Source organism: Shewanella violacea DSS12 (assembly GCF_000091325.1).
In the GTDB taxonomy this organism is placed as follows: domain Bacteria; phylum Pseudomonadota; class Gammaproteobacteria; order Enterobacterales; family Shewanellaceae; genus Shewanella; species Shewanella violacea.
Genome location: NC_014012.1, coordinates 2,608,339 through 2,620,918, shown reverse-complemented (window position 1 = coordinate 2,620,918; position 12,580 = coordinate 2,608,339). Strand labels below are relative to the sequence as shown.

Sequence of the window (12,580 nt, the reverse complement as noted above, 5' to 3'; positions counted from 1 at the left end):
TTAGCAGTAGTAATCTTTTATGAATTCAGTAAATAATACCAAGTACTTCTTTTTTCTATCTTATTTAGCCTTGCTCAGCATGCTAGGCTTTATTGCCACCGACATGTATCTTCCTGCGTTTAAAGCGATTGAAGACACCATGCAATCATCACCCGCACAAGTAGCCAGTACGCTTACTAGCTTTCTTGCCGGTCTGGCCATTGGCCAGCTTATGTATGGTCCACTGGTTCAACGTATCGGTAAACGTAATTCCTTACTCGTAGGCTTAATCATCTTTGCTGCTGCTAGTTTCTCTATTGCATCCAGTGAAACCGTTTTCGCATTTAATGTATCACGTTTCTTTCAAGCCATAGGAGCATGTAGCGCTGGAGTTATCTGGCAAGCTATCGTCATAGAAAAGTACGATGCCGCCAAGGCGCAGAGGGTGTTCTCTAACATCATGCCCCTAGTGGCACTTTCACCAGCCTTAGCCCCCTTATTAGGCGCGTTAGTGCTAGAAAGCACAGGCTGGCAGAGTATTTTCTTGATTTTAACCGGGCTGGCAGTCTTCCTTATGTTGATGACCTTAATATTCGTGCCCAAAGAAGTTATGCAAAAGCATGAAGCAAGTAAGACACGAGCGATTTCAAATTGGGGCCTGTTAAATAATACTAAGTACCTAGGTAACGTGATTATTTTCGGTGCTTGTTCAGGTGCTTTCTTTGCTTATTTGACCCTATGGCCAATCGTCATGGAACAACATGGTTTCGCAGCCAAAGAAATTGGCCTGAGCTTTATTCCCCAGACTATTATGTTTATCTTCGGTGGTTATGCCAATAAAATACTCATCAGAAAACTAGGGACAGAAAAAACACTGTCAGTCTTACTGGTGGCATTTGCTGTGAGTGTACTAGCCATAGTGGCAAGCACACTGATATTTTCAGTGGATACCTTACTACCTCTATTAATCTCTTTCTCGGTTTTAGCGGCCGCTAACGGCGCTATCTACCCGATAGTCGTCAACAATGCGCTGCAAGAGTTTACTAATAATGCGGCGAAAGCGGCAGGTCTGCAAAACTTCTTACAGATCAGCATCGCATTTGGGGCTTCAAGCTTAGTTGCTATTTGGGCAGCCCAAGGTGAAGTCACAATAGGCTGGGGAATACTCATCTGTGCACTCGGTGTGTTTGCTGGATATGCCCTGAGTAAACAGAGCTCTTGGACACAAGTGAGAGCAAACTTTACCCGTACAGCTGTAGACAGTGATAAACAGATCAAAACAGATCGAAATAGGTAAAAACAGGTAAAAAATAGCCGATTAGTGTCAATATTGACCGTTCAATCATATTTAGGCCTTTTATGTCGGAAATGTGCATTTAAGGCCTTTACAAGACTCAGGTGTCACTATATTATTCGCCGCGTTCGGAGAGATGGCAGAGTGGTCGAATGCACCGGTCTTGAAAACCGGCATGGGTTTATAGCCCATCTAGGGTTCAAATCCCTATCTCTCCGCCACATTCAAGACGAAAGGCTACTCGAAAGAGTAGCCTTTTTTCGTTTTAGAAATTGATAGTATTGTGAACCCCAGGGTTCCTAATTTAAGCCAGCTATCTCAGCGCCACATTCAGATTAAGCCCCAGCAGAAATGCTGGGGCTTTTTCGTTCTTGTTTTTAAACATCTAAATGTGAACCCTAGGGTTCCTAATTTAAGATCGCTATCTCTGTGCATCGTTCAAACAAAGAGTCAGATGAAGCCCTAGCAGAAATGCTGGGGCTTTTTCGTTTGCACAATCAAACTGGTTCATAAATCGTATCTGGGTCTATGCCCATTGCAGTATGAGCTGAGTTCGACTTGGTTAAGGTGTTTCAAAATCGAGACTCAGGTTAACCGAATCCGTCCCAGTATCGAAACAAGTAAAATAACATCAAAACTATAACTGATTAACATGTTGATTCTCATCAAGTAAATATGTTGGCATAATAGCTGCTAACAAATATGTAACTTTCATGTCGTTAGAGTTAATTATGGATATTGTTCGCGCTAGAGAGAAGAAGATTATAGGGAGTAAGCTGCGATGGGTTATTGGTGGGGTCATTGCTGTCTCTTTAATCTCTGCGTTGGGATTTAGTCGCAGTGATCTGTCCTATCGGGTTAACCAGAATTCCTTGCTCACCGCTCAGGTACAGCGCGGTGAGATGATGGTGACTGTGCGTGGCACTGGAGTCTTAGTGCCTGAGGATATTCGTTGGATTGCCACTGATGTTGAAGGTCGAGTGGAACGTATTCTTATTAAAGCTGGCGCTCAGGTGAAAATGGGTGATCTGTTACTTGAATTGAGCAACCCGCAATTAGTGCAACGACTTGAAGAAACCAAGTGGGAGCTTGAAGCCCTAGAGGCCGAGACTAAGGCGCAGGACGTGGAAATGGAGTCAGAATTGTTGGATAGGCAAGCAGCTGTAGTCATCGAAAAACTAAACCATGAGCGCGCAATGCTGACTCTAAAAGCCCATGATCAACTGTTCGCTCAAGGGGTTGTTGCTGTATCTAAAATAGCCCATGCTGAGATAAAAATCGATGTGAATCAATATGAACAGCGCTGGAAACTTGAGACCAAACGTTTACACAAAAGGGAGGTGAATCTGGCTGCTCAGCGCCTAGCTTATGAGGCTAGGCTCAACAGAATGAGGCGGATATTACAAAGGGTTCAAGATCAAGTGGATAACCTTAAGGTTAAGGCCACTATGGATAGCCTAGTACAGGAAATGCCGATGGAATTGGGGCAGCAAGTGAGCTCAGGTACCAACTTAGCTAAATTAGCCCGCAGGGATCAGTATATTGCCGAGATTAGAATTCCGGAGAATCAGATCAAGGATGTTCGCCTAGGCCAAAAGGTCACCATAGATACCTGCAACAATAAGATAGCCGGCACTGTACAAAGAATAGATCCCGCGGTCATCAACAGTTCAGTTCAAGTCGATGTGGCATTAATTGGTGATTTACCGACAGAAGTGCGTCCAGATTTAACCATTGATGGAGTCATAGAAATAGACCGTATCGCCGATACCTTATATGTAAAACGGCCCATATTCATCAAAAGCTATAGTGAGGCTGATGTGTACGTTATCGATGAAAATGGCGAATATGCTAATAAAAAAAGTATCAAGTTTGGTCAGATGTCTACGCGTTATATTCAAATTCAAGAGGGACTTGCAATGGGTGAAAGCATTATTGTTTCAGATGCATCTTCTTGGGAAAAACACAGTCAAATTAAAATAAATTAGGAGACGAGAATGAATAAGCAAGTATTGGTGGAACTTTCAAATATTAATAAGGTGTTTTTAACGGATGAAGTTGAAACTCTCGCGCTAAGCAAGATTAACCTTAAGATCAACAAAGGCGAGTACCTTTCTATCACTGGACCATCAGGTTGTGGAAAATCCACCCTATTGTCACTATTAGGTTTGTTGGATACCTCTTCAGGTGGAACTTATCATTTGGCCGGTCATGATGCTTCAGATTTAACCCGCGATGAACGAGCACATATACGTAATAAAGAAATTGGCTTCATCTTCCAGTCTTTCAATTTGATCAGCGACTTAACCGTGGCTGAAAATGTCGAATTACCCCTGAGTTATCGTCAAGACCTCAGCAAAAATCAAATTGAGTCTTTGGTACGTCAATCCCTGCTTAAAGTAGATATGGCTCATAGATCTAATCACTTTCCCTCTCAGCTTTCAGGTGGACAACAACAAAGGGTAGCGGTTGCCCGGGCTATTGCGGGCAGTCCGTCTCTTATATTAGCCGATGAACCTACGGGTAACCTAGATTCGAAAAACGCCAAGGCGGTGATGACCATGCTGGATCAATTGCATGAAGAAGGTGCGACCATTTGTATGGTGACACATGATCCTCGCTCGGCAGATCGCGCCGAAAGAGTGATAGAAATTTACGATGGCAAAATTGTTTCAGATCAAATGAGTAAGAAATCGTCGATTCACACACCAAACCAAGTATCAGCTATCGCTGTTTAATACATAAAAAACAAATGAATAAGGAAGTTTATGTTTTTTTTCATTGATATAAAATATGCGGCTAGGTTACTGATTAAAAAACCGATTTTCACAATGACTTCAGTTCTGATAGTGACTATTGGCTTGGCACTAACCTTATACTGCTATTCATTGCTTACCAATCTTGTGTTTAATCCATTAGTACTCAATGGCGACAAACCAATCCTCTCCATAGAGGCTGCGTTTAATGAATCCCATTCATATCGCACCGGAGTGGATCCATTAGATCTTTTCCAGTTAAGAAATGAATCTGAATCGATACAAGATTTTGGTGTCTACCAAGGTGGAACCGCATTAATTGGTAATATTGACCAGAGCACAAGTACAAAAAAGTTTAATGCCACATTTACCGAGTGGAACATTTTTGAATTTACCGGGGTGCAACCCATTTTAGGTAGGGGCTTTAGCCCGGAAGATAACCTTGGCGGCGCTGAGCCGGTTGTGGTGTTAAGCCATCAGGTATGGAGTGGGTATTTTTTAGCCGACGATGCGGTTATCGACAGCATGATTAGAGTTAACGCTGTGCCGACTCGGGTGATCGGCGTGATGCCTGTAGGCTTTGCCTTCCCAAGCAGCGCACAAGCTTGGTTGCCTCTGACTCAGGACAAAATCAAGCCGACGCAAAGATCCCGTAATTGGCTTTTTGCCTATGCCCGTCTTAAAGACGGTGTAAGTTTGGCCCAGGTTAATCATGAACTTGCCTCTTTTAACCAAGGTATCATAGAGACATTACCCGAAGATATGTCGTGGCGGGCAACCAGTGACGGCCGCTATATACGGGCATTACCTTTTAAGCAAGCCAATGCCGATGTAACTCAATATTATAATGTCTTTATTTCCATGCTGGTGGTTGTGCTGCTGATCTTATTATTGGCCTGCATCAATATCGGTAACCTGTTATTAGGCAGGGTCAATGAACGCTATAAAGAGATTGCCATACGTGTGGCATTAGGAGTGCCGAGAAAACGTTTGGTACTACAGATGTTGTGGGAGAGTGTCTTCATTTGCACTATAGGGGCTTTGATAGCCGTCATTTTGGCGAGCTGGGGCTTATCTATCAGTAACGACTTCTTGGAAACCATGTTTGCAGTTAACAATGAGAAACCCTTCTGGTGGCAAGTGTCTCTGGGAAGTGACGGTATTGCAGTGCTGTGCCTAACCCTTGTAATGATGATCTTAGTGACCGGTTTGATTCCTGCTTGGCGCGCCTTATCAGGTGACTTTAATGCGGTGCTTCGAGACGGTACTCGCGGCGCCTTGGGGAAAAATGCAGCACGGGCCAGTAATATATTGGTGATTTCGGAAATTTTACTTTCTTGTGTGGTACTCGTAATCGCCACTATCTTGCTACTCAGCAGCTATTCTGCCGGACAGGCGGATTATGGTGTCGAGACTCAGAACAGGTTAACGGCGCATTTGGAGTTGCCACTAGAAAGCTACCCAGTGCGAAGTGAGCATGAATTTGAAGATAGGCAAAAACGTACGAACTTTTATTATCAATTAAAAGACCAGCTGGAACAATTACCCAATATCCAAGCCGTCTCTTTCATGAGCAGTTTCCCCGGTACCGGTGAAGGCAGCAGTTATTTCGAAATAGAGGGAAGGGCGGCAGCCATTTATAACGAAAATCCCAAGGCCAATAATGAGAGTGTCAGTCGAGATGCATGGCGCGCCGTGGGTATGAAACTGATTGCTGGTAGGGATTTCGACCACAGGGATATCGAAACTGATATGGGGAATGTGATCATTAACGAGTCTATTGCCAAGGATTACTTTCCCGAAGGTAATGCCATCGGCAGTAAAATCAGAAGAGTTTGGTCAAGGGGGCAGCGTAATTGGCAAACCATAGTTGGGGTGGTATCTGATACCTTCCATGGTTCTACCATGAAAACCTCAAGCGCGCGCTATACCATGTATCGTCCGATAGACAGAGATGGCCGCACTCAGATTAATCTGGCTTTGCATTACATTGGCAGTGAAGGCCAAGCGAGAAAATCCCTGCTAGAGACCATAAATCGGGTGGACATTAATGTCAGTGCTTATCATATACAAAGTTATGAAAACTTGATCCAGCAGCCTATGTTGTTGGTATCTTCCGTGAGTAAGATATTTTTGTTCTGTGGTGTCGTGGCGATGTTTTTAGCCGGCAGTGGTATTTATGCCGTCGCTTCTAACAGCATCACCCAGAAAACTCAGGAGATAGGCGTTCGTAAAGCGCTAGGAGCTACTGATTCAGATGTCATGAAATTATTTATGGGTAAAGCCGTTATACAAGTTATGATCGGTCTGGCCATAGGCATAGCCTTATCACTCTGGGTCGTTAATTTGATGACAGAGGCGATGAACTTAGATAATGTGAGTTATTTCACTGGCTTAATAGGTATGCCCTTGTTGATCGCTGCCATTGTGTTATTGGCAACTTTTATCCCCACCAGAAAAGCAGTCTTGCTTGAGCCCTGTGTGGCTTTGCGTCAGGATTAATGGAAACAGCTTAAGGATATGATTATCTTTAAGCTGTTAAATCCGCTATTTTGTCATTCAGTATAAAATATTCAATGTAATGCTGGCGGATTTTGTTAGCGCGATATGTTTTCTATGCAATGGAGCTGTTTGGAACACAATGAAGCATTCAATCATTATTGCCGATGATGATCCTCATATCATTACCGCATTAAAATTACTATTAAAGTCAGAATCCTATGATGTTTCTGCAGTTACTTCGCCAGAAGCACTGCTGCAATCTTTGAAGCAAAGGGACTATTCTCTGGCATTGATAGATTTAAACTACCAAAAAGACACCACCTCAGGTAATGAAGGTTTAGACCTGATCAGGGCCATAAAGACCTTGGACGAGTTTTTACCCATAGTGGTGATGACGGGGTTCAGTAGCGTGGATATCGCCGTGGCTGCGATGAAGTCAGGGGCAAGCGACTTTATTCAAAAACCTTGGGACAATGACCGTTTGCTCAGTATTTTGCAGACCCAGATACGACTGGGAGCAAGTGAAAAGCAAGGGGGCAGGTTAGTCGAACAAAATACCCTACTAAGGAATGAATTATCCTCAGCTGATACCGGGATCATTGCTGAGTCTGTGACTATGCAACGAGTGCTGGCCCAGATCGAAAAACTTGCCCTCAGTGATATGAATATTCTATTCACCGGTGAGAATGGCACCGGGAAAAGTATGTTCGCTGATTATTTACACTCATGTTCAACCAGAAAATCACATGCTTTTATCTCGGTGAATATGGGGGCGATCAATGAAAACCTGTTTGAAAGTGAGATGTTTGGCCATGTAAAGGGGGCATTCACAGATGCTAAGTACACTCGTATCGGCAGGTTTGAGCTAGCGCAATCAGGTACGCTGTTTTTAGATGAGATTGGTAATATTCCCCTGTCTCAACAAGGGAAATTATTGAGGGTATTAGAAGATCATCAGTTTGAAAAAGTGGGTAGTTCAAAGACCATACAAGTGAATGTGCGTCTGGTATCGGCGACCAATGCTTCATTAACCGAGTTGATAAGGGATGGCCGTTTTCGACAAGACTTACTTTATCGTCTCAATACCGTCGAAATTAAAATACCGCCATTAAGAGACAGAGTGGCCGATATCATGCCGCTGGCGCAGCATTTTTTGCTTACATTTGCGAGTAAGTATCGCTTACCTTCCCAAGGTTTTGCTGAAGATGCCTGTGGAGCATTGAAGGCCTATGATTGGCCCGGGAATATCCGGGAATTGAGCCATATAATTGAACGGGCAATTTTCCTATGCCAAGATGATCATATTGGCGTCAAAGATCTTGGCTTGAGTGATGCTAAACCGTGTGGGGAGTCTGGCTATGACTTTGACAACGCTAGCTTGGAAGATATTGAAAAATACATCATAAGTCAGAGGTTAAATCGCTATGATAATAAGGCAATAGAGACATCAGCATCTTTAGGCTTAAGCCGTAGCTCGTATTATCGACGCCTTGAAAAGTATAAGTTTTAGCCTATATGAAACTTATCACTAAGCGTATCTCATTTGAAAATAAGCTGTTTATCTTGACGCTGCTAACCGGGTTATTACCCTGTAGCATTTTGTTCGGCATCCTCTACTCCTCTGATTTAGCAATATATGCCAAGATATCCTTAGTTTCATTTAGTCTGGTGCTGGTTTACCTTGCCTTCTTAGTTCGAAAAATAGTGGTTTATCAATTAGGCACCTTAACCAATGTTTTAGAAGCCCTGACCTGTGAAGATTACTCTATGCGTGCCCGGGTACCTGCTTGCAACGGGGTGCTAAGTGAGTTTAGTCATTTACTCAATAACTTGGCGGAAACCTTAGCTCAGCAAAGTCTGATCACAAAAGAGAAGCATATCTTGCTGCACAAGGTCATTACCCAAATTGATGTCGCCATCATAGCGACAGATAACCGCAATAATATCACCTTGATGAATCCTGCGGCCGAAAAGCTATTTAGTTGTCATTTCAATAAAATGCAAGGCTGGCCTCTTAAAGCACTGGGATTACCTTTACCTCCACCGGGTCAGTACCGGCAAGTTGTGGAGTTTGATTTAAGAGAACACAAAAAGAAGGTGTATTTACACTGTGATGAGTATTTTGAAAATGGGGTCAAACAGCAACTGCTTTTTATTACCGATATACAAAACTTATTACGGGAAGAGGAAAGGCAGGCCTGGCAAAAACTATTAAGAGTATTAAGCCATGAAATTAATAACTCACTGGCGCCTATCGCCTCTATCAGTGACACCTTATCAAGAATAATGGTCAATAAGCATCACGCTCAATGGCCTGAACTCGAAAGCGATTTTAAAGAGGGTTTGGCCGTGATTAAGGATCGGGCCGATTCACTAAACAACTTCATTCAAAGCTACCAGCAATTAACTAAACTGCCGCCTCCGGACAAAACGCTTTTTGATTTAGTCCCATTAATCGCTTCGATCACGTCCTTGTTTGAAGGCGTAGATATCCGGGTGAAGGCACAGGCCCTAGAGGTATATACCGATGAAATCCAACTCAAACAGGTGTTGGTTAATTTAATAAAAAATGCTCACGAGTCCATGAAGGATAATCCACAGGGAAGCATCATTATCTGCTGTCAGCAGCAAGATAACTTGGTTGAAATTCAAGTTATCGATGAGGGCAGTGGTATTAGCAATATGGACAATGTTTTTGTTCCTTTTTACACCACTAAAGAAAAGGGGACTGGCATAGGTTTAGTGCTGAGCCGGCAGCTGATTATGAACAATGGCGGTGATTTAGACATTCGTAATAATGCTAATGGCATTGGTGTGCAGGCAAGTATTTTTTTACCCGCCATGGATAGCTAGCCAAATAAAAAGGCGCCCGTAGGCGCCTGATATTATTTAGTATAGTTAAGGCTAGACCTTATAAGGAATAACTGGCTTTTAAATAGTAAGTTCTGCCTAACTGATCGACATATCTAGGGTCATAACCCACTTGATGACCGCCACCAGAAGTACGTAATGAGAAAGGTGGTGCTCGGTCAAACATGTTTTTGATACCAAAGCTTACTTGCAAACTCTCCATGGCATTCCACTGAGATAACCAATCAAAAGTGGTATAACTCGATACGTTTCGCTCAACTTCTTGGTCGTATCTAACGTTGAGATCTTCTTGTAAACGTATTTTAGTATTATTGGCCGAATAACTTTGATCTTGGTAACCACTCTTGTAATTCATGTTTAAGTTATGGACGAAGTCACCATGGGTAAATGAGTTGGTAAACTTGATGATATGGGGAAAGGTTACCGCATTGTTCAAACCAAATTTACCTAAACTGGTGTCCCAAATGCCTTCACTTCCGACCCGTAAATATTCACTTTCCAGGATATATGCGCCGCGAAGTGTTGATTTAAGCATACCAAAACCCAAATCGTGTCCCGCAGATACTAGCCAGTCGATACCTTGGTTACGTGATTCACCTATGTTGACGGGTGTGTAGGTAATTTCAATTTCTCCTTCACCACTTTGGGTATTTGTACGTGAGCTAAACATGTGGTCATAGGCCTGCGGGTTTGCCATGACTTGTGTTTCTTGCAGTTCACGCACTTGATTTTCAATATTGATCTGCCACCAGTCTATACTGACGCTAAAATCACTGCTTGGAGAATAAACAAAACCCACCGAGGTTTGTTCTGATGTTTCTGGCTTTAACTCTGAGTAACCCTGCACCGCTTCACGGTATTGGGTCGGTTCTATTGAACAGAGGCTGTATAAGTCGTGACTCGCAGAGGTAATAGGGCACTCATAGCTTCCAGAGGTCCAGCCTGATTCAACTTTTGGACTGGCAAGCTCTTTCATCGAAGGGGCTTTAAATCCTGTACCATGAGATGCTCGAACCACCCAGTCATCAGTTGGACGCCAAGACATATTCACCTTATAGGTAACATCACTCATATCACCGGTGACACCTTGCTCTTCTGCAGCACGCTTGCCATCTGTGATACCACCGATATTATCGTAACGAATGGCAGCTGTGAGCTCTAACGTATCTGTGATGGGGGCGATTGCTTCTATAAATAAGCCATAGGTGTCACGGGATAAATCAAACTCTTCTGTCGCTGAATAACTGTAGAGGAGCTCTTGCTTATTGGCTTCACTGATGGCGTTACTGTAGGACACTTGACGATAATCAAAACCTGTCCCTAGGTATAGCTCACCGGCTGGCAGTTCATATACTGGCGCAGAAAGGGTTCCCTCTAATGAATTTGATGACGTTTCAGTGGTTTGCCATAAGCCATTGTAATTCGTGGCAGCAACGGCTTTATTGACTTCAGGGCTTAGCTTATCTGGGGTGGTAAACACATCAATAGCACCACTCTCTATTAGGTTACCGAACTCCTCGGCAAGTACATAACCGGCAATTCGACTATGCTCACGTGTACTTTTTGCATTGGTTACCGCTAAGTTATATGCCAAATCGCCAATATCACCCCGTATACCTGCAGTCATGTTTGTTGTTGCTGTTTCATATTTTGATGTACGACTGCCAGCGGGGCGCGCTCGCCATTTAACTTTAACTGAACTCAGCGCATTATATTCCTCTTGAGATAGCATAGGCTGAAGCAATTCTGTTACAAAACCAGAATCGAGATCGAAAGAGTAGTTACTGACCGTTTTAGCGGCAATACGGGTTGTCATCTCAACTTCAGAATACATAATGTCAGTATAAGCTTGAATATTTTCATTAATATCAAGTACACCACTGACGAAAAAATTATCGCTGGCACTCTCTGGAAAGATTTCCACCATCTCTGTAAAGTCATATAAGCAGGTCGAGCCCGTAGGTGCATTATTAGGTGCACATAGATCACCATTAGCTTCTCGGTAGGGATTGTATGACTTAGAGGTACTGCCATTCACTTCTTCATTGAATTTCAGATATAGGTTGGCAGGAATTGCATTAGATGATGCCCGTTGTACATATAAATCTGTGCCATCGTATGTGAATGGCACAATTCCTGTGTTGGAAAACTCTCTATCTGATGATTTGAGAAGTTCTTGTTGAGCGTGGCTGTAAGTCATCATCACATTCCAGCCATCGTTGCTAAGATCGCCTATGCCTGCGGCAATATCGAAATTGGCACTCTCTCCACCTTTTGCCTCTGGCCTATCAAGTCGGCCAGTTAGCTTTAATCCTGTAAAATCACTTTTGGTGATAAAGTTAATCACTCCAGCGATAGCGTCCGAGCCATAAAGGGCAGACGCACCATCCATGAGTACTTCTACTCTTTTAATTGCTGCGAGGGGAATGGAGCTAATATCGACACTACCACCACTATTACGCGATGCCATACGGCGGCCATTTAACAAGACTAATGTATAATCTGAACCTAAATCGCGAAGAGAAGCGGTTTGCGAGCCATTTCCTGCACCAACGGATTGAGCTCCTACGGTAAAGCCTTGCATTGCGGGTATTTGCTGCATCAACTCGGGAACACTGGTGACGCCTGTTTTGGCAATATCCTCTTCCGAAAATGTAGTCACAGGCAGAGCGCCTTCCATATCTGTACGCTTAATACTTGAACCGGTAATTTGAATGCGTTCAATTTCTGCTACTTGCGTTGCCTCCGCCGCATTTGCACCATTTATTACTGACAGTAACGCAGTCGAAATCAAAGAAAGTTTAGCCACGAAAGAAAAAGATTTTTTAGACATAATTTGGCTCCCCTCTATCGCTATAAATGGAGCGATAGACATTTTTTGTTGTAATTATTAGTGTGATTTATTTTGAGACTTAACTGTTTAATTGTTAATCGTTTTTGCATCGATTAAGTCTCGCATTCAGTATTCACATTTCGTTTACAAACTCCAAGTTGTCTAGGCTCTCTTCTACATCTTTTCTACATCTCTTTAATGTCTATTACTTTTAAATCAGGTACTTACGCTTGATCTTGTTATGTGGGAAAGTTGGCAGGGGACATATGTATTTAACAGCTTGTTAAATATATATGTTTTTATTAACCTCATAAGTTATAGTGGATTGCATAAATATTCTTGTAA

General features: G+C 42.9%; 7 protein-coding genes and 1 tRNA gene. 7 read left to right on the top strand and 1 reads right to left on the bottom strand.

Going from position 1 to position 12,580, the window contains the following annotated elements:
* The first annotated feature begins 19 nt into the window (after positions 1–19).
* From punC to SVI_RS10690, 7 genes are all read left to right on the top strand, one after another.
* On the top strand, positions 20–1,276 hold the full coding sequence (gene punC / locus SVI_RS10720) for a purine nucleoside transporter PunC (protein WP_013051560.1): 1,257 nt from the start codon (positions 20–22) through the stop codon (positions 1,274–1,276).
* Between the two features lie 127 nt (positions 1,277–1,403).
* A tRNA-Ser gene (locus SVI_RS10715) sits at positions 1,404–1,494 on the top strand.
* Between the two features lie 510 nt (positions 1,495–2,004).
* Positions 2,005–3,261 (top strand): HlyD family secretion protein, encoded by a 1,257-nt coding sequence (locus SVI_RS10710; RefSeq protein ID WP_013051559.1) that lies wholly within the window; start codon positions 2,005–2,007, stop codon positions 3,259–3,261.
* A 9-nt stretch (positions 3,262–3,270) separates the two neighbouring features.
* Entirely contained in the window at positions 3,271–4,011 is a 741-nt protein-coding gene (locus SVI_RS10705; RefSeq protein ID WP_041419880.1) for an ABC transporter ATP-binding protein, read from the top strand.
* Positions 4,012–4,104: 93 nt separating this feature from the next.
* Positions 4,105–6,531, top strand: coding sequence for an FtsX-like permease family protein (locus SVI_RS10700; RefSeq protein ID WP_231847715.1), 2,427 nt, complete (start codon positions 4,105–4,107; stop codon positions 6,529–6,531).
* Positions 6,532–6,670: 139 nt separating this feature from the next.
* On the top strand, positions 6,671–8,041 hold the full coding sequence (locus SVI_RS10695; protein WP_041419879.1) for a sigma-54-dependent transcriptional regulator: 1,371 nt from the start codon (positions 6,671–6,673) through the stop codon (positions 8,039–8,041).
* Between the two features lie 5 nt (positions 8,042–8,046).
* The gene (locus SVI_RS10690) at positions 8,047–9,384 is read left to right on the top strand and encodes a sensor histidine kinase (protein ID WP_013051555.1); all 1,338 of its coding nucleotides are present in this window, start codon (positions 8,047–8,049) and stop codon (positions 9,382–9,384) included.
* 58 nt (positions 9,385–9,442) lie between these two features.
* Here the strand turns inward: SVI_RS10690 and SVI_RS10685 are convergent, their stop codons facing one another.
* Positions 9,443–12,235: a TonB-dependent receptor gene (locus SVI_RS10685; protein WP_041419878.1), complete on the bottom strand. Its 2,793-nt coding sequence runs from the start codon at positions 12,233–12,235 to the stop codon at positions 9,443–9,445.
* Positions 12,236–12,580: the final 345 nt, after the last annotated feature.